19 protein-coding genes are annotated in these 17,843 nt (G+C 72.1%); 8 read left to right on the top strand and 11 right to left on the bottom strand.

What is annotated here, in order from left to right; genetic code table 11:
* Positions 1–197: 197 nt before the first annotated feature.
* The 5 genes from ACGF3C_RS29880 to ACGF3C_RS29860 form a co-directional block, all read right to left on the bottom strand.
* Entirely contained in the window at positions 198–866 is a 669-nt protein-coding gene (locus tag ACGF3C_RS29880) for a hypothetical protein (protein WP_393227043.1), read from the bottom strand.
* Positions 867–1,029: 163 nt separating this feature from the next.
* Positions 1,030–2,004 carry a pirin family protein gene (locus ACGF3C_RS29875; RefSeq protein ID WP_357233986.1) on the bottom strand — a complete coding sequence of 325 codons (975 nt, stop codon included), beginning with the start codon at positions 2,002–2,004 and terminating at the stop codon, positions 1,030–1,032.
* Positions 2,005–2,116: 112 nt separating this feature from the next.
* Positions 2,117–3,088: a hypothetical protein gene (locus tag ACGF3C_RS29870; protein ID WP_393227041.1), complete on the bottom strand. Its 972-nt coding sequence runs from the start codon at positions 3,086–3,088 to the stop codon at positions 2,117–2,119.
* A gap of 210 nt (positions 3,089–3,298) precedes the next feature.
* Positions 3,299–3,883: a hypothetical protein gene (locus ACGF3C_RS29865; protein WP_393227039.1), complete on the bottom strand. Its 585-nt coding sequence runs from the start codon at positions 3,881–3,883 to the stop codon at positions 3,299–3,301.
* A 435-nt stretch (positions 3,884–4,318) separates the two neighbouring features.
* Entirely contained in the window at positions 4,319–4,633 is a 315-nt protein-coding gene (locus ACGF3C_RS29860; protein WP_210785127.1) for a MazG-like family protein, read from the bottom strand.
* A 188-nt stretch (positions 4,634–4,821) separates the two neighbouring features.
* On the opposite strand from ACGF3C_RS29860, the gene ACGF3C_RS29855 reads away from it, so the two are divergent.
* Positions 4,822–6,192: a hypothetical protein gene (locus ACGF3C_RS29855; RefSeq protein ID WP_393227037.1), complete on the top strand. Its 1,371-nt coding sequence runs from the start codon at positions 4,822–4,824 to the stop codon at positions 6,190–6,192.
* Between the two features lie 66 nt (positions 6,193–6,258).
* Here the strand turns inward: ACGF3C_RS29855 and ACGF3C_RS29850 are convergent, their stop codons facing one another.
* Entirely contained in the window at positions 6,259–6,972 is a 714-nt protein-coding gene (locus tag ACGF3C_RS29850; RefSeq protein WP_357235206.1) for a hypothetical protein, read from the bottom strand.
* A gap of 564 nt (positions 6,973–7,536) precedes the next feature.
* On the bottom strand, positions 7,537–8,007 hold the full coding sequence (locus ACGF3C_RS29845) for a VOC family protein (protein WP_393227035.1): 471 nt from the start codon (positions 8,005–8,007) through the stop codon (positions 7,537–7,539).
* A 57-nt stretch (positions 8,008–8,064) separates the two neighbouring features.
* Between ACGF3C_RS29845 and tsaA the strand changes: the two genes are divergently transcribed.
* Positions 8,065–8,493, top strand: a complete 429-nt coding sequence (gene tsaA / locus ACGF3C_RS29840; protein WP_393227033.1) for a tRNA (N6-threonylcarbamoyladenosine(37)-N6)-methyltransferase TrmO — start codon at positions 8,065–8,067, stop codon at positions 8,491–8,493.
* 37 nt (positions 8,494–8,530) lie between these two features.
* On the opposite strand, the gene ACGF3C_RS29835 is transcribed toward tsaA, so the two are convergent.
* Positions 8,531–9,160, bottom strand: a complete 630-nt coding sequence (locus tag ACGF3C_RS29835; protein WP_357206612.1) for an MBL fold metallo-hydrolase — start codon at positions 9,158–9,160, stop codon at positions 8,531–8,533.
* On the bottom strand, positions 9,157–10,245 hold the full coding sequence (locus ACGF3C_RS29830; RefSeq protein WP_393227031.1) for an S-(hydroxymethyl)mycothiol dehydrogenase: 1,089 nt from the start codon (positions 10,243–10,245) through the stop codon (positions 9,157–9,159). Before ACGF3C_RS29830 ends, ACGF3C_RS29835 begins: the two co-directional genes overlap by 4 nt.
* A gap of 185 nt (positions 10,246–10,430) precedes the next feature.
* On the opposite strand from ACGF3C_RS29830, the gene ACGF3C_RS29825 reads away from it, so the two are divergent.
* Complete coding sequence (locus ACGF3C_RS29825; protein WP_393227029.1) at positions 10,431–10,850, top strand: hypothetical protein; 420 nt, start codon at positions 10,431–10,433, stop codon at positions 10,848–10,850.
* A 26-nt stretch (positions 10,851–10,876) separates the two neighbouring features.
* Positions 10,877–12,049, top strand: coding sequence for a low temperature requirement protein A (locus tag ACGF3C_RS29820; RefSeq protein ID WP_393227027.1), 1,173 nt, complete (start codon positions 10,877–10,879; stop codon positions 12,047–12,049).
* Positions 12,050–12,090: 41 nt separating this feature from the next.
* On the opposite strand, the gene ACGF3C_RS29815 is transcribed toward ACGF3C_RS29820, so the two are convergent.
* Entirely contained in the window at positions 12,091–12,549 is a 459-nt protein-coding gene (locus tag ACGF3C_RS29815) for a hypothetical protein (protein WP_355009057.1), read from the bottom strand.
* Complete coding sequence (locus ACGF3C_RS29810; RefSeq protein ID WP_357230566.1) at positions 12,549–13,028, bottom strand: hypothetical protein; 480 nt, start codon at positions 13,026–13,028, stop codon at positions 12,549–12,551. Before ACGF3C_RS29810 ends, ACGF3C_RS29815 begins: the two co-directional genes overlap by 1 nt.
* A 44-nt stretch (positions 13,029–13,072) precedes the next feature.
* On the opposite strand from ACGF3C_RS29810, the gene ACGF3C_RS29805 reads away from it, so the two are divergent.
* From ACGF3C_RS29805 to ACGF3C_RS29790, 4 genes are all read left to right on the top strand, one after another.
* A complete protein-coding gene (locus tag ACGF3C_RS29805; protein WP_393227025.1) occupies positions 13,073–14,050 on the top strand; it encodes a helix-turn-helix transcriptional regulator in 978 nt (325 codons plus the stop codon).
* Positions 14,051–14,144: 94 nt separating this feature from the next.
* On the top strand, positions 14,145–14,777 hold the full coding sequence (locus ACGF3C_RS29800; RefSeq protein ID WP_357230559.1) for an ATP-binding cassette domain-containing protein: 633 nt from the start codon (positions 14,145–14,147) through the stop codon (positions 14,775–14,777).
* Complete coding sequence (locus ACGF3C_RS29795) at positions 14,774–16,051, top strand: extracellular solute-binding protein (protein ID WP_357230556.1); 1,278 nt, start codon at positions 14,774–14,776, stop codon at positions 16,049–16,051. Before ACGF3C_RS29800 ends, ACGF3C_RS29795 begins: the two co-directional genes overlap by 4 nt.
* A complete protein-coding gene (locus ACGF3C_RS29790; protein WP_393227022.1) occupies positions 16,048–17,814 on the top strand; it encodes a hypothetical protein in 1,767 nt (588 codons plus the stop codon). The genes ACGF3C_RS29795 and ACGF3C_RS29790 overlap by 4 nt, the downstream gene beginning before the upstream one ends.
* Positions 17,815–17,843: the final 29 nt, after the last annotated feature.

Raw genomic sequence — 17,843 nt, 5'->3', positions numbered from 1 at the left:
GGCGGGCGCCCCTGGTCACGAACCGCGACCCAGGGCGCCACGCAAGCCTGCCCAGGCGGTGAACCGCATCCGAACCGGTCGCGGTCACCAGGCGGTGGAGGCTCACCCGAACCGAGCGGCCAGCACTGCCGGGTCCAACCATACGGCAGAACATCCTCCGTTTGGTCAGAATTTGGGGAAGTGTGGGCCAGGGCACGTCACGGCCGACCGGTCACCTCCGCGTAGCGATGCTCCAGGTCCACCCGGGCCAACGCCCCCACCAGCCAGGCCAACTGCTCGGACTCGCCAGTGGCCAGACCGGCCAGGTCGTCCGCCGACCTGCCCAGCCCGAGCCGACGCGCGGCAGTCAGCGCCCGCCGGTCGGCGACCGGGGCCACCTCCCGCCACAACGCCTGCGCCTCGCGAAGAAACAGGACGACGACCTGGTCGTCCACGCCCGGAAGCTCGGTCAGCAGCGCCCGCTCCCGGACCGGGTCGTGGCGCGCCACCGCCCGCAGCCGGCGCAGATCACCCCGGTACCACTCGGTCACCGTCCTAGCCAGGTCACCCAGCACGGCGGCCAGCGCGTCCACGTCCCCGCGCTGGCCGCTGGCGCGCAGCACCCGGACCCGGTCCTCGTGCAGGGAACGCGCCAGCCGGGCCGCGCTGTCCCACCCCTCGTCGCGCAACGCCCGCGCCCCGTCCAACGCCCGCCGGAAGTCACCACGACGGGCCAGCAGCACCGACAGGTACAGCACCTGGAACAGGCTCGCCGGGTTGTTCGTGACCCGGAACCCGTACTGCTCGGCGAAGCCCCGCCCGCCCCCGGCGAGTCGGCGCGCCAGACGTTTACGATCCGCCATCGGAGTGATCAAACTGGTCGCCATCCCAGCGCCTACCCGCGCCACCGGGAGGTCACACCGCCCTACCCTGCCCCGGCCCGGCCCGGCCCGGCCCGGCCCGGCGATCTTGCAGTTTCTGTCGCGACAAAACCCGCAGAGTCCCACATTCCGGGGACCGAAACTGCAAGATCGACGAGATGCGGGGGCGTCAGCCGTGCAGGCCACCCGTGCGGTCGCGGGCCTTCAGGCGGGTCGTGGGCAGGGCGGGCGCCGGCAGCGGCGGCGCCGAGTCGTCGGCGACCACACCGAAGCGCCCGTCACCGGCCATCCAGTCCTCCCGGGCGGCGGCGATCTCCTCGTGGGACCGACCCACGAAGTTCCACCACATCACCAACGGCTCCTCGAACGGCGTACCGCCCAGCAGCAGCAACCGGGCCCCGGCCCCGCCCCGCACCGTCAGCTCCCGGCGGCCCGAGCCCAGATACAGCAGCGCCCCCGGCTCGAACCCGACCCCGGCCGCCTCCGCGGACCCGGACATCGCCAGTACGGCGTACTCGAAATCGGGCCGCAACGCCATCGTCGCCGGCGCCTCACCGCCCAACTCCAGCTGCACCCCCACCAACGGGGTGTGCACCACCGCCGGGGACCGCTCCCCGGCGAACTCGCCGACCAGCACTGTGCCGTCCAGATCGCCGTCGCGCCAGCGCGGCAGGTCGCCGTGGTGCGCGAAGTCGGCCGCTCCGGCCCGTGCCGGGTCCGGCAGAGCCACCCAGAGCTGCACACCGTGCATCACCGGCGGATGCGTGGCCGGCGAGCGCTCCGAGTGGGCGATACCGTTCCCGGAGGTCATCACATTCAGTTGGCCGGGCACGATCGGCTGCACGTTGCCGAGGCTGTCCCGGTGCAGAATCTCGCCGTCGAGCAGCCAGGTCACCGTCTGCAGCCCGGTGTGCGGGTGCGGCGGCACCTCCATACCGGGCCGCTGCGCCACATCGTCCGGGCCGAAATGATCCACGAAACACCATGCGCCGACCATCCGGCGCGCGCGCTGCGGAAGCAGCCGCCGCACAGTGGTGTACCGGCCCAACGGCACGTCGTGGCCGGGCAACAACACACTGCCGGGATCGACGTCGGCCACGCCAGGCGGTCGGGTCTGCGCCAGCATTGATTCAGTACGCTCCACCGCCCGACTGTACGCGCACGCCTGTTCGCGACCGCGGCGCTTCCAGCCAGGCCGGGCGGGGTTCACCAGCCCGTGGTTGGCTGGCCCGGCGTGCGCTGGCCCGGGCCTTGGTTCACCGGTTGCTGGAGGAGACCAGCACGCTGTTGGCACCGGCGACCAGGTCCAGGTACAGGCGCTCCGGCGACCGGTCCCAACCCGGCGTACCCAGCACCGAGCCCGCGGCCACCCCGTCCCAGCGGTCGCCGCGTACCACCACCGAGCCCGCGCCGGCTCCCGCCCGAACCCGTACCGGAGTCTCCCCCGGGACCCGGACGTCGAGCTGGCTGGTCCCACCGGTAAGTCGTACGGTCAGGATGCTGCCGGGCTGGTCTGAACGCGGGCCGGTCGGGTTACCGGAACCGTCGGCGGTGATCGGTGGCAGGAGAATCTCGGTACGGCTGGAGCCTCCGGCGATTTCCACACCCAGCAGACGGGCCCGGGTCAGGTCCAACACCTGACTGCTCACCCCGCCAACGAGGTGGACACGCCAGGCGACCCGCTCGTTGAGCAACACCCGCACCGCCCGTGGCCCGCGCGTACCGGACTCCACGAGGTCGAGCCGCACGGTCTCCCCCCGCACCGCCGGTCGGCCCGCCACACCCGAGCCGGCCGGGGCACTGATCCGGTACAGGTCGTCGCCCAACTTGGCCACCCGCAGCTCGAACGAGGACAGCCCATCCGCGAGCACGAAGGTGCCCTTCTGCCGACCGGCCAGGGGCGCTGTCAACAGTTGCTCGGCCGCGGCACCCGCACCACCGCGGCGACCTTCAGGCGCGTCCGGGTCGGCGACGCCTCCCGGGCGGCCGCCGTCACCGGGGCGTGTGCCGTCGGGGCGAGTGCCGTCGGGGCGGCCGGCGTAGGTCATGCCGAGGTGGTCGGGATCGGCAACGATCACGGCCACCGCTGTCGCGCCCAGGAGCAGGACGACGGCGGCAGCAGCCACCAACAGTCGAGCCCCGATGGACCACCGTCGCGGTGCTGCCTCACCGGACGGTTCCGGCTCCGACTCCGGTTCGCGATCCGCGCCGTGCCCCACTGCGGCCATGCCTGTGTCCCTCCGCCGGTCCCCGTTCAGGGGTACGTACCCTTCGGCCGATCGGATCACTCGGCGCCGATCACGTCACTCCGCTACGTCGCCTCCACCGACCAGACGACGTCGTCCGGCTGGCGGCAGCAGAAAGGCCGCTGGCCGGCACCCCGGGTTGCGGGTGCCGGCCAGCGGCTGATGCTGTCGTGCTGTGTGCCGTGACGCGGGTCAGCTGTTCCAGTGCTGGCCGACGAGGTCGGCGGCCTGCTGCTCCCACTGGGCGTAGGCGTCCGGGTAGGCCGACACCTGCACCGTCTGCGCCGCCTCGGTCAGCGCCATGTCCTGCCACCCGTCAACCTGCTTGAGGCCCTTGAGGAACGCGGTGGTGGAGTACTCGGGGTCGGTGATCTGCTCCGGCGTACCCCAACCACTGGACGGGCGCTGCTGGAACAGGCCCAACGAGTCGTGGTCATTCATGTCGCCGAGGTGGCCGAGGTTCTCCAGCTTGGACTCCTGCAGGCTCGTCGCGATCGAGATGACCGCGGCCCGCTCCGGCAGACCAGCCTTCTTCGTGGCGGCGATGATCGCCTTCACGTTGGCGGTCTGCTCGTCGTTGAGGGTGATCCGGGACTGGTCGCCCTGGGTGCCGTGCGGAATCAGCTTGCTGGTGTCGGGCTTGTCGGCCTGCACCGCAACCGCGACGGGCTTGGCGTCGACGGGGTTGGCCACGTGGGCGACGGGGCCGGCGAAGACACCGCCGGCGAACGCGAGACCAGCAACAGACAGGACGCTCTTACGCATGATCGTGTTCATGGGGGTAGCTCCTTCGGGGGTAGGACACCCGCACCGCCAAAGGGGAACGGCGGTTGCGGATGTGAGCACCTCGTCCGGCGCTGAACAAACAGAGGGAAAAGTCTGAGGGGGTGACGCCCGGTCGGGCGTCGGGGCCGGCGACCTGCCGAGCGGGGGCTCGTGTCGCCGGGTCCATGTGTAACGACCGGGGGGCCGGGGTCATTCCGACCTGCGTGACCAGCCCGCGAGGGCCGGGCGGCGGGTCGGTGGTGCTGCGATCGTCAGAGTGTGTAACGACCCCGGCCCGGCCATGATTCCGGCCCGCGAGTGCACCCGGCCACACCCCAGAAACGGACACAACGCCCATACGGCACTGGGTTGCAGCGTCGGAGCACCCGGCAACCACGTGATCCACTCGGGCTCACGGAAGTCGGGGCATCCCGGACGTCAGGGCGGTTATTGGCCCGTCAGGCGGGAGCGCACCTTTGCGGCGCAGGCGTCCAGAGCCGTCTGCGCGTCCAGCCCGAGGCTTTCGATGGCCACCAGCGCGGTGAAGGCGACGTCGGCCAACTCCGCCGCGACGTCCTCGCGGGTGTGGGTGACACCCTTACGCGGATTCTGCCCGAGCAACCCGATCCAGGCAGCCGAAGCCTCCCCCGCCTCCTCGGTGAGCTTGAGGATGCGGCAGGTCAGTTCGGTCTGCCCGGTGCCGTTCGCCGCGTCCAGCCAGCCGCGTGACGCTCTGGCCGCCTCCCAGATCGACTCGTCCACGGCGACAGTCAACCCGATCGGCCCACCGGCCTGAACGACCGGGTGGGGCTGGATCGTCGTGTTGACCGGCGGATCAGCGAACCCATTGACACTGGTCGACGGCGGTTCTAGGTTCAGGACGCTACCGACCGGTAGGCAACCGTCCCGCTGGTCGCCCCCGGGCGACAACCGCCCGATGGGGAGCATCGATGCTGTCCACACCCGTTCGTAACCTCCGCCGTCTGCTCGCCGCCGCCGCGACGCTGACCCTCGCGGTCGGTTTGGCCGGTGCGGCGCCGGCCAGCGCCACCGGTCGCGACGCGAGGGGCGGCGAGCCACTGCCCGGCTACACCATCGAGAATCCGCCGTTGGCGCCGCTGGTGGTGGGCGGTCGTCCGACGACGGTACACCAGGGCGTGCACCGCCACGCCGGGTACATCATCGAGGTCCCCGCCCGGTGGAACGGCGACCTGGTGTTGTGGGCGCACGGCTACCGCGGCCAGAGCACCGTACTCTCGCCGGAACCGCCGGCCTTCGGGCTGCGCCAGCGCGTGCTGGAGCAGGGGTATGCGTGGGCGTCGTCCTCGTACGACCGGAACGGCTTCGACATCCGCTCCGGGGTGCTGGGGACGAAGGATCTCGCCGACCACTTCGGGCGGACGGTCCGCCGACCGCAGCACACCTACGTCGCCGGGGTGTCGATGGGTGGTTACGTCATCGGTCGTTCACTGGAGCAGTACCCCGGCTTCTACGACGGCGCGTTGCCGATGTGCGGTGTGCTCGGTGATCAGACGCTGCTCGACTTCTACCTGGACTACAACCTGGTCGCGCAGGCACTTTCCGGGGTGCCGGCGTATCCCACGCCGGCCGACTATCTGACCAACGCGGTGCCCCGCATACAGGTGGCGCTCGGTCTGGCCGGGCTGACCCCCACCGGGCCGGACACCACAACGGACCGGGGCAAGCAGCTGCGGGCGATCACGGTGAACCGCTCCGGCGGGCCGCGTCCCGGCGCCGACGCGGCGTTCGCGGTCTGGAAGGACTTCCTCTTCTCGATCAGCGTGCCCACCGGGAGCGGCAACTCCCCCGCCCAGCGGCCCGGCCAGCTGTCCACCAACCTGCTCACCCGCTACACCCCGAACAGCCCGGTGAACATCAACGCGACGGTGCAGCGGGTCGCCCCGGAGAACCTGCGACAGCGGCTGCTGCCGACGCTGACCGAGGTGCCGCGCATCGCCGGCCGCCCGACCGCGCCGGTACTCAGCCTGCACGGTCTCGGTGACCTGTTCGTACCGTTCAGCATGGAGCAGGCGTACGCCACCGACGTGGCGCGCAACGGTCGCAGCAGGCTGGTGGTTCAGCGGGCTATCCGGGCGACGCAGCACTGCGAGTTCACCCCGGCGGAAGCCGGCGCCGCCTGGGACGACCTGCTGTCCTGGGTACGCACCGGCAAGCGCCCGGCCGGCGACACCGTGACCGACCCGGCGGTGGTGGCCCGACCCGACTACGGCTGCCGGTTCAGCGACCGGGACGCGTACACGGCCGGGGTCGGCACCCGCCGCCTCTACCCGGCCTGCTGAGGTACCCGGACACACAGAACCGGCCGGCTCCCGTCGAAGGGAGCCGGCCGGCCTCGTGTGCGGGTGTCACCACATCTGCTGGACGATGTCCGCCGCCTGCTCCTCCCACTGCGCGTACGCGTAGGGGAAGGCGGAGACCTGCACGGTCTGCGCGGCGGCGGTCAGCGGCAGGTCCTGCCAGCCGCCGACGTTCTTGAGTGCGGTGAAGAACGCCGTGGCGGCGTACTCCGGGTCGGTGATCTGGTCGGGCGTGCCCCAACCGGACGACGGACGCTGCTGGAACAGGCCCTGCGAATCGTGGTCGTTGTACGCGCCGAGGTGGCCGAGGTTGTACAGCTTCGACTCCTGCAACGAGGTGGCGACGCCGATCACCGCGCCCCGGTCACCGACGCCGGTCTTCTTGGCGGCGTCGACGATGGCCCGGGCGTTGGCCAACTGCGCGTCGTCGAGCGGTACGCGCGACTGTGCGCCCTCGATGCCGTGCGGGATCAGCTGCGCTCGGCTCGGCTTGCCGGCCGGCGGCTTGCCGGTGGCGGAGCCGGTGGTGAGGCCCGACTCGACGGGCTGGTCGTCCTGGCGGACCGTGGTGGCGGCCTTTCCGGTGGCACGGTCGATGGCGGCGACGGCGCCCTGGTGCGGTCCGGAGGTGACCGGTGCGGCGACCGCGGTCGGCGCGAGGGCCAGACCACCGAGAGCAGCCACACCCGCCACGCTCAGCGCGGTCTTGCGGTACGAGTCCTTAGCGATGGCGGGGAGCCATCGAGTGAAGTCGACCTTCACGATGGTTGCCCTTTCGATCGTGCGGAGCGCTCCGGGGTGAACACTCCTCGGGAGATGACCGCGGAAAAGGGTTTGGGCTCCGGCGGTACGGGGGACACAACCGGGTTCACGTGTCGGGCATTCCGGAATTGCCCGAACCTCGCTGGGCTGCGGCCCTGGTCACACGCAGAGTCGGACACCGGGGCCCTGCCGACGCCACGCCGGACGGGCGTGACACAGGGTCTCGGAGCGCGAGGGCGATGTGCGAACGTCAGCCTTTGCTCTGCTTACCTATACGCACCGGCCACGTTTCGTGACCACCGGGACGGATGGCGATAGCTGGCGGAAAGGGCGTATGCGCACCTCACGGGACGTGGTGCAGATAGGTAAGCAGAGCAAAGGTCCGTGCGGGGTGTTGGGGAGGCAGGCAGCTGGCGGTGTTTCGCTACCGTGGGTGAGCGCCCAGGCCCAGCGCGGTGGGTCGGGCAGCCGTGCGGCTCGCCCTAGCGGACGAGAGGGCGCCGTGGCGGTGGGGTGCTGGAGGGTCCCGATCGGATCAGGACCGCGGTCCGCCCGCCGCCGGAGTCAGTTGTCGCCGTCGCCCGCGGGCCCCGCATCCCGCCTCCCGACATCCTCGTTCGCTCCGAGGAGCTCCTGGAAGATGGTGATCTGAAGCCCGGCGGGCGCGTCGAGGCGGGAGTTGAGTGACTGCCACGGCGTACGCGTCGGCGGCGCGATCTCGCCCGCCCCGGCGGCCACCAGCCGGGCGGTCGTCGCCTTCGTGTCGTCCACCTCGAAGGCCACCCGGATGCGCGGCGCGACCTGCCGGCCCACCTCAACCTCGTCGATCAGGCGTTTCTGCGCGGGGTTGGCGATCTCCAGCGTGGCGCGGCCGGCGTCCAGGATCACCACCCGCGCATCCCCCTCGCCGCTGAACGCCGCCTCCTCCGGCAGGCCCAGCGCGTCGCGAAAGAACGCGACGGCGGCCTCGTGGTCGGTGGCCTCCACCACGAGGCGCAACTGACGGACGGCGGGGACGGGCGAGTCGGCGGCCATGAGCGGGATCCTAGCGTCGCGGCCGGGTTAGGTTGGAACGTCCAGGAGGGAGCGTCGATGGTCCAGGCAGTGAGTGACGGCACCTACCTGCTGCACCCGGTCGGCCGGGTCGCCTCATCGCTGACCGACGCGGCGAGCGCGCCGCGGCAGGGCGACGAGGGCGCGTCGACGGCGTGGCTGGTCTTCGACCCACAGGTCGAGCGGGCCGTGCGTGACCTGCGGGTCGGCACGGAGCTGCTGGTGCTGACCTGGCTGGACCGTGCCCGGCGCGACGTGCTCGCGGTGCATCCACGCGACGACGCGAAACGTCCGGAGACCGGGGTGTTCAGCACCCGATCACCGCACCGGCCCAACCCGATCGGGCTGCACCGGGTGCGGGTCCTGACGGTGGACGGGCTACGCGTCGAGGTGGCCGACCTGGAGGCCCTCGACGGCACCCCGATCCTGGACGTCAAACCGGTGCTGGGCGCGGCCGACGAGCGCTGAGCCCGTCGACCGCGCCCAGCAGGCCGATGAGCTGGGCTCAGTGGCCGCGGTCCAGCCACTCCTGCAGGTGCGGTGCCTCCGCGCCGATCGTCGTGTCGTCGCCGTGGCCGGTGTGCACGACCGTCTCCGCGGGAAGGGTCAGCAGACGGGTGCGGATCGACCGGACGATGGTGTCGAAGTCGCTGTACGAGCGGCCCGTCGCGCCGGGCCCACCGGCGAAGAGCGTGTCGCCGGTGAACACCGCGCCCAACTCCGGCGCGTGGAAGCTGCACGCCCCGGGGCTGTGCCCGGGGGTGTGCAGCACCCGCAGCGTGGTGCCGCCCACCTCGATGCTCTGCCCGTCGTGCACTTCGCCGTTGGGCGGCAGGTGCGGGTGGACCATGTCCCAGAGGACCCGGTCGGCGGCGTGCAGCAGCACCGGCGCGCCGGTGGCCTCGGCCAGCTCGGGCGCCACCCGTACGTGATCGTCGTGGGCGTGGGTGGCCAGGATCGCCCGGACCTGCCGGTCGCCCACCAGGGCGAGGATCGCCGCCACGTCGTGGGGCGCGTCCAGGACGACGCACTCGCGGTCGTCACCGATCACCCAGACGTTGTTGTCCACGTCGAAGGTCTGCCCGTCGAGGGAGAACGTGCCCGAGGTGACCGCGTGGTCGACGCGGGCGGTCACGGGAACACCACCACCGAGCGGAGCACGTCGCCGTGGTGCATCCGGTCGAAGGCGTTCTCGACCTGGTCGAGCGTGATCTCCTCGGTGACGAACGCGTCCAGGTCGAGCCGGCCCTGCAGGTACAGCTCGGTGAGCATCGGGAAGTCCCGGCTGGGCAGGCAGTCGCCGTACCAACTGGACTTGAGCGCGCCACCACGTCCGAAGACGTCCAGCAGCGGCAGCTCGATCTGCATCTGCGGGGTCGGTACGCCGACCAGCACCACGGTGCCGGCCAGGTCGCGGGCGTAGAACGCCTGCTTCCACGTCTCCGGTCGGCCCACCGCGTCGATCACCACGTCGGCGCCGAAGCCACCGGTGGCGGCACGGATCGCCTCGACCGGGTCGGTCTCGGACGCGTTCACTGTGTGCGTGGCACCGAACGTGCGGGCCCAGTCGAGCTTGCGGCTGTCGGTGTCGACAGCGACGATCGTGGTGGCGCCGGCGAGGACCGCACCGGCGACCGCCGCGTCCCCGACGCCGCCGCAGCCGATCACCGCGACCGAGTCGCCCCTGGTGACGTTTCCGGTGTTCATCGCCGCACCCAGCCCGGCCATCACCCCGCAACCCAGCAGGCCCACGGCGGCGGGTCGGGCCGCGGGGTCGACCTTGGTGCACTGCCCGGCGTGCACCAGGGTCTTCTCGGCGAACGCCCCGATGCCGAGAGCCGGGGCGAGTTCGGTGCCGTCAGTGAGCGTCATCCGCTGGGTGGCGTTGTGGGTGTTGAAGCAGTACCAGGGCCGCCCGCGACGGCAGGCGCGGCACACGCCGCAGACCGCCCGCCAGTTGAGCACCACGAAGTCACCCGGGGCGACATCGGTGACGCCCTCGCCGACCTGCTCCACGATGCCCGCCGCCTCGTGACCGAGCAGGAACGGGTAGTCGTCGTTGATGCCACCCTCGCGGTAGTGCAGATCGGTGTGGCAGACCCCGCACGACTGGATCCGGACGATCGCCTCACCGGGCCCGGGATCGGGCACCACGATGGTGGCGACCTCGACCGGCGCGCCCTTGCTGCGGGAGATGACTCCCCGGACTTCCTGGCTCACTTCGCCTCCTGCTGGTGGTCTGCGGCGGGGCCGCGCGCCGGGGTGGGCGGGTGTGCCACGGGCTCGGCGGTGGGCCCCTGGCGAACCTACCGCGACCACCACGGCCAGCCCAGCCGGCCCGTCGGGTTATCGCGGGCGGTGCGGGGTACGCGGGCCGCATTCGACCACGGCCAACGGGAGTGACAATGAAATTCGCGCACCTGCCGCTACGGGTCAGCATCGGCGCGTACTTCCTCAACTCGGGTCTGGGCAAGCGCACTCTGGAGGGGACCGCCGCGGAGGGTCTGCACGGCATGGCGGTCGCCGCCATGCCCCAGCTCGGCCAGTTCGAGCCAGCGCGATTCGCCAAGCTGCTGTCGTACTCGGAGATCGCCCTGGGGGCCGCGCTGATCGCGCCGTTCGTCCCGGCGCCCCTGGCCGGGCTCGGCCTGACCGCGTTCGGCGCGGGCCTGGTGCAGCTCTACCTGAAGACGCCGGGGATGCGCGAACCCGGCAGCATCCGCCCGACCCAGCAGGGCGCGGGGCTGGCCAAGGACGTCTGGCTGATCGGCGCGGGGCTGACCCTGGTGTTGGAGGGGCTGACCCACGGCCGTCGGCGCGGCTGACCCGACGGGTGGTCTGAGGAGTTTCGGTGACCCAGCCCCGGTCGGTGCGGCCGTTCTACCGGCCGATGCGGCCACGTCGTCGCGACGAGCCGCACCGCTCGGCCACGCCGCTGGAGCTCTTCTTCGATCTGTGTTTCGTGGTGGCGGTGTCGCAGGCCGCCGCCAACCTGCACCACGCCGTCTCCGAGGATCAGCTCGGCCACGCGCTGACCAGGTACCTGATGGTCTTCTTCGCGATCTGGTGGTCGTGGATGAACTTCACCTGGTTCGCCTCGGCCTACGACACTGACGACGATCTCTACCGGATCGCGACGCTGGTGCAGATCGCCGGCGCGTTGATCATCGCGGCCGGTGTGCCTCGCGCGTTCAACGACGGCGATTTCAGCGTCATCACGTACGGCTACGTGGTGATGCGGATCGCGCTCGTCGTGCAGTGGTGCCGGGCCGCCGCCGGTGACCCGGCGCACCGCCCAGCGGCCCGGCGGTACGCGATCGGCGTCACCGTCGTCCAGATCGGCTGGCTGCTCCGACTGGCCCTGCCGCAGGGGTGGGGGACCGCGGCGTTGCTGCTGCTGGTCGTGGCCGACCTGCTGGTGCCGGCGGTGGCCGAGCGCCCGGGCATGACCCCCTGGCATCCGCGACACATCACCGAACGCTACGGGCTGTTCACCCTGATCGTGCTCGGTGACGTGGTGCTGGCCACGTCGGTGGCCATCCAGACCGGAGTTGACGCCGGCGACCGTCACCTCTGGTCGCTGGCGGCGGCGGCCGCCGTGATCGTGTTCGCCCTGTGGTGGCTCTACTTCGACCGGCCCATCGACGCGCCCGACCGCATGCCGTACACGCTGGTCTGGGGCTACGGCCACTACCTGATCTTCGCGGCGGTAGCCGCAGTCGGCGCGGGTCTGAGCGTGTCGGTGGACCACGAGCGGCACCTCTCGCACATCTCGGGAAGGGTCGCCGGGTACGCGGTGGCCGTCCCGATCGCCGTCTTCCTGCTCACGGTCTGGATGCTGCACGTGCGTCGGCAGCAGCACGGCGCGGTGGTCGTCGCCTTCCCGGTCGTCGCGCTGCTGGCACTGCTCGCACCGCTCGGTCCGACCCCGGTGTACGCGATGGCGGCGCTGCTGGTCGCCCTCGTGGCGATGACCATCCTGTTGCGCCGCCGCGACGTGGGCCCGAGCACGCCGGTGACCTGACGCCGCTCACGAATCACCCACCGGACGTCAGCGCGAGACCACTAGTCCGATGCTCGGGTGAACTCCATGATCCAGTTGGTCTCCCAGGTCTGTTCGCCGTCGACCGAGAACGCCTGCTCCCACCGGGCGGTGGTCGCGCTGATGCCCGACCAGATGAACCGGCACCGGACCGGACGCCCCTCGTGCTGGTCGTCGGCGTAGAAGTGGCCGACCCCGTCGACGAAGCGGCCCACCATCGGCGGCAGCCCCAGCACCCCGGTGTCGCTGCTCGTCCAGTAGATCGACCACTCCTGCCGGGCCGGATCGAAGACCCGGATCGTGGCGCCGGCGGATCCCTTGGTCGGGAACGTGATCTCGTCGAAGTGACCGCCGCCGGCGAAGAAGCCGTGCGCCACCGACACCCCGGGGAACTCCTCCCACTCGTCGGATCCGACCAGCCGCTTGCGCAGCCGCCGGTTGACGACGTTCCAGGTGCCCACAAAGAAGTCGAAGTCGCCCATCAGCGGCCCACCGGCCCTTCCGCTCGCGTGTCACGCAGATAATCGGTCAGATTCGGACTCTCCGGCAGCAGCATGTGCCGGACCCAGGCGGCCCGCTCGTGTTCCAGTACCGCCAACTCCCAGACGCAGCCCACCGCCGGGCGGCGTAGGTGGACGAAGTGTGCCGGGTCGTCGTCAGGACAGTCCAGCGCCGGCTGCCCGGCCGCGGCGACACGGATCTCCAGCGCGTTGTCCCACACCCAGGTGTACGCCAGCAGATAGGCGCCGGTGTCCGCGCCCCGGTGCAGCACCACCCACCCGGCGGCCGGGGTGCCGTCGTCGACGACGTCGGCCAGCAGGTCGGGCAGCAGGTCGTACGCGGCCTTCTCCACCTCGGGTTCGATCGGCCGCTCCGACTGGTCCATGTGGTAGCGCTTGAGTTGCCGGCCGCCGATCAGCACTGGCCCGGGCGTTCGTAGTTCCTTGTCGCGGAATGCCATGTCGGGACGGTAGGACGGGTCCCCTGACAACTAGTGTCAGTGAAGTGCGAGCCTCTCGACTTCTCTCCGTCCTGCTGCTGCTCCAGTCGCACGGGCGGTTGACCGCCGCGCAGCTCGCCGAGCGGTTGGCCGTCTCCCCCCGCACCATCTACCGGGACGTCGAGTCGCTGCACGCCGCCGGCATCCCGCTCTACGGCGAGGCCGGGCACGCCGGCGGCTACCAACTGGTCGACGGCTGGCGGACGCGACTGACCGGGCTGACCGCCGAGGAGGCCGACCGGCTGTTCCTCGCCGGCCTGCCCGGCCCCGCCGACGAGTTGGGCTACGGCGACGTGGTGGCGGCGCTGCAACTCAAGCTGCACGCCGCGCTCCCCGCGCCGCTGCGCGACCGGGCGACCCGACTGCAACAACGCTTCCACCTGGACACTCCCGGGTGGTACGCCGACGGCGACGCCTCCCCCGAGCTGGCTCGCACGGCCGAGGCGGTCTGGCGGCAGCACCGCGTCGAGGTGCGCTACCGCGGCTGGAACGGCGAGGTGACCCGTGTCCTGGAGCCGTACGGCCTGGTCCTCAAGGGCGGCCGTTGGTATGTGGTGGCCGACCAGCCCGGCCGGGGCGCGCCGGCGACCTACCGGGTCAACCAGATCCTCGCGTTGACCCCGCTGGCGCAGGAGTTCGACCGCCCGGACGACTTCGACCTGCCGTCCTGGTGGCGGGCGCACGTGGTGCAGTTCCGGGCCCGACTGCACCGCGACGAGGCCCGCGTCCGGCTCTCCCCCGCCGGGCGGGAGCGGTTGCGTGAGATCGGCAGCGATCCGGTGGTGACAGCAATGGACAGCAGCGCCGGGCCACCGGACGCGCGGGGGTGGGTGACAGCGGTGCTGCCCATCGAGTCGCTCACCCACGCCCACGGTGACCTGCTGCGCCTCGGTGCTGACGTCGAGGTACTGACCCCGGTGGCGCTGCGCGAACGGCTGGCCGCCACGGCGGACGGGCTCGCCGCGCTCTACTCCCCCGCCTGAACAGCCCCGACCGTCTCCACAGTGGAAAGAGGTCGGGGGCGTCGGTTGTCGGCACGGTGTGCCACCCTGGGACGGTCATCAATGGTCACCGGAGGTGAGGGCCACGTTACGACTACGCGCACTGGTCGCCGTCCCCGGCACCGGGCCGGTGACCCTCGACGTTCCCGCCGGGACACTCACCGCCCTGGTGGCGCCGCCCCGGTTCGGCACGGCGGTCGCCCGGGTGCTGGCCGGGCTGGCCCCGCCGGTGACCGGCCGCGTCCTCGTCGGCGACCGGGACGTCACCAGCCTGCCGCCGCCGCGCCGGCAGATCGGCTACGTGCCCGCCGGTGGCGCGCTGCTGCCGCAGCTCAGCGTGCGGCGCAACATCGAGTACGGCCAGCGCAAACGCGAACGGGTGCACGAGGTGGCCAACGACTGGACGGCCACAGTGGTCGACCGGCTCGAGCTGGCGCTCTCCCTCGCCCTGCTGCCGCACCAGATCTCCGACGCCCAGCGGTTCCGGGTGGCGCTCGCCCGAGCGGCGGCCTGCCTGCCGGAGGTGCTGGTGGTCGACCTGCCGGCCGGTTCGGCGGGCGACAGCCGCCTCGGTGATCTGATGCCTCGCCTCTCGCCGCCGGACGCCCCCGGGGTGGCGGTGCTGGTCTGCACCGCCGACCCGGCCACCCTGGCCGAGATACCGGTGCGGCACGAGCTGGTCACCGAGCCGAGCGAGGCGGCCCGATGACGCCGGCCGCCCGGGTGGGTCGCCGTACGCTGCTGCGCGCCGCCGCCGCGGGCGCCACCGCCCTGGCCGCCGGCTGCTCCGGCGGAACCCGGTCGGTACAGGTCGCCGTGGTGTGGAGCACGAGCGAGCTGGACCGGTTCCGCGAGGTCGTCGCCGGCTACCCCGCCCCGGTGCAGGTGATCAGCGCCGGCAACGACATCGACGCGTTCCTGCGCGCCCGACACCTCGCCGGCACCAGCCCGGACGTGGCGATCCTGCCGCGCCCCGGCCTGGTCACCGAGTACGCCCAGCGCGGCTGGCTGAGCCCGGTGCGCCCGTCCACCGACTACGCCGTGCGCGTCGAGCTGAGCGATCTGCTGATGACCGAGGGCGAACGTTACGGCGTCTGGGTCAAGGCGGCGCACAAGTCGCTGGTCTGGCACCTGCCCTCCGCGCTGCCCGCGCCGCCGACCACCTGGGACGAACTGCTCCACCAGACCAGGGAGCTGGCCGCGCGTGCCCGACGCGACGGCGGCCCGGCGCCCCTGGCCATCGGCGCCGCGGATGGTTGGGTGCTCACCGACTGGTTCGAGAACGTTCTGGCCGACATGGCACCCGGGAGCTACTACGCCCTCGCCCAACAGGGCGCCGACTGGCAGGACAAGCCGGTACGCGACGCTCTGGACCGCCTCGCCGGGCTGTGGAGCATCGGGGGTGCGTTCGTCGGTGGCGGCCGTCGTGCCCTGCTCACCCAGTACGAGGAATCGGTGATCCAGGTGGTGCACACCAGACGGGCGGTGATGCTCCTCGGAGCCGACTTCACCGCCGACGTCGTACGTCCGTTCCGGCGCGGCCCGGAGGCACCTGTCACGTTCCGGTTCCCGGGCGCCCAGCCAGGCGGTGGTCCCCTGATCGTCGGTGGGGACGCGGCAGTGGCGTTCGCCGACGCCCGGGGCGGGGTCGAGTTGGTCGAATGGCTGGCCAGGGCCGACTCGTTCCAGCCGTGGCTACGCGAAGGCGGTTACCTGTCGCCCAACACCAACGTCTCGATCAGCAGCTACACCGACGGCGTCGGCAAGCAACTCGCCACGGAGATGCGGGCCCCCGGCACCCTGCGTTTCGACCTTTCCGACCAACTGCGCGGGGCGTTCACCGGCTCGGACGGGGTCGGCATCTGGCGGATCATGCAGGGCTTCTTCGCCGACGTCACCGACGGGGTCCGCGCCGGCGAGGCGATCCGCCGGGCCACCGGCCTGCTCGCCGCAGCGGCCCGCAGCGCGGGGGGCGGCCGATGAGCCAGGTGCGGGTCCTCGGCGAGCTGGCGGTCCTCGACGACGTCGGTCCGGCCCGGCGCGGTCGGGCCTATCCGGCGGCGGGGGCCACGTCGGCCCTGCTGCTGCCGGCCGCGGTGCTGCTCGGCGGGCTGGTGCTGTGGCCGGTGCTGCGGACCATGCACGCCAGCGTCACCACCGACGGTCGCTGGGTCGGCGCGGCGCACTTCCGGACCGCGCTCGCCGCCCCGGGCACCGGCGCGGTGGTCGGTCGGACGGTCCTCTGGGCGCTGCTGGTGCCCGCGGTGGTGACGGCACTGGGCTATCTGCTCGCCGCCGCGTCCCGCCGCTCCCAGGAGGGCGGCCTCGTCCGGTTGATCCTCCTGGTGCCGGTGGCGTTGCCGTTGGTCGTCACCGGGGTCACCTTCCGGCTGATGTACGACCCGGACCCGAGCCGAGGGCTGGCCACCCTGGTCGCGACCCGACTGGCCGGCCGCCCGGTCGAGGACGCCCCGCAGTTGCTCGGGCCGGGAATGGTCACCGTCGCGTTGATGTCGGCGTTCGTCTGGGCCTGGGTCGGGTTGGCGGTGCTGGTTTTCCGCTCCGCGCTGGACGCGGTGCCGCCGAGCCTCGCCGACGCGGTCCGCGCCTACGGCGGTACGCGTCGCCATGTGCTGTGGGACGCGCAGTGGCGGCCACTGCTGCTGCGGACGACCGCTGTGGTCTTCGCGTTGGTGGCGGTGGGCACCAGCCGCACGTTCGACCTCATCCTGGTGATGACGCCCGGTTCGGTCCGCGACGAGGCCTCGGTGCTGGCGCTGCGGATCTGGCAGACGTCCGGGACCACCACCACCGGCGACGGCGCCGCGCTCGGGGTGGTGTGGTTGGTGGCGGTGATCGGCGGAATCATGGTGGCCGCGCTCTTCGTCCGGCAGGCCTGGCCCCCGCCGCGCGTCGAGGCGGCACCGGAGCCCGCCTCGGTCGCCCCGCCCCGACGGGTGTTCCGGCTGCTCGCGGCGGGTGCCGCGATCGCCTGGCTGGTGCCGCTGGTGGTGCTGGTCGCCACGTCGGCCCACGGGCAGGTCGACGCCGCCGCGCGCGGTTGGTGGTCGGCGCCGCCGAATGGCGAGTCCTACCGCGACCTGGTCACCGGCACCGAGCTGTGGCGCACGCTGGGCTTCACCCTGCTGCTGGCCACCGCGGTGACCGCCACGGTGCTGGTGGTGGCGCTGCTGGCCGCGTACCCGTTGGCCTGGTTGACCGGGCCGGCCGCGCAGGCCACCGGGCTGCTGCTGCTGGCGGCCAGCGTCGTGCCGATCCAGGTCATCGCCGGGCCGGTCAACGAGGTGCTGGGCCTGGTGCTCTCCTCCGGTACGGCCCAGGGCCTGGCCCTGGTGCACATCGCGCTGGGCGTGCCGTTCGCGGTGCTGGTGCTGCGCAACGCGTTCGCGGACCTGCCTGTGGAGCAGGTCCGCGACGCCCGGTTGGGCGGACGTCGGTGGTGGCACACCCTGCGCCGGTTGGCCCGGCACAACCTGTCGGCGGTGGTGGCGGTGTCCGTGCTGGAGTTCGTCCAGGTCTGGAACGACCTGGTGGTGGGGCGGCTGTTCAGCGCGTCGGGGTCCTCGCCGCTCGGGCCGTTCCTGGCCGAGCAGACCCGCAGTTTCGTGAGCAACAGTGGCGCGCTGGCCGCCAGCTCGGTGCTCGCCTCCGTGCTGCCGGTGGTGCTGGTGGTCCTCTCGCGGCGGCACCTGGTCGCCGGGCTCGTCTCCGGGGGCGTGCGGTGACCGGGCCGGGTGGTGCGCGCGGCGGCTCA

Origin of the sequence: Micromonospora sp. NPDC047762, assembly GCF_043204655.1 — a bacterium.
Lineage (GTDB): Bacteria > Actinomycetota > Actinomycetes > Mycobacteriales > Micromonosporaceae > Micromonospora.
The sequence above is the reverse complement of the archived record's forward strand: the minus strand, read 5'-3'. Positions and strand labels throughout refer to the sequence as shown.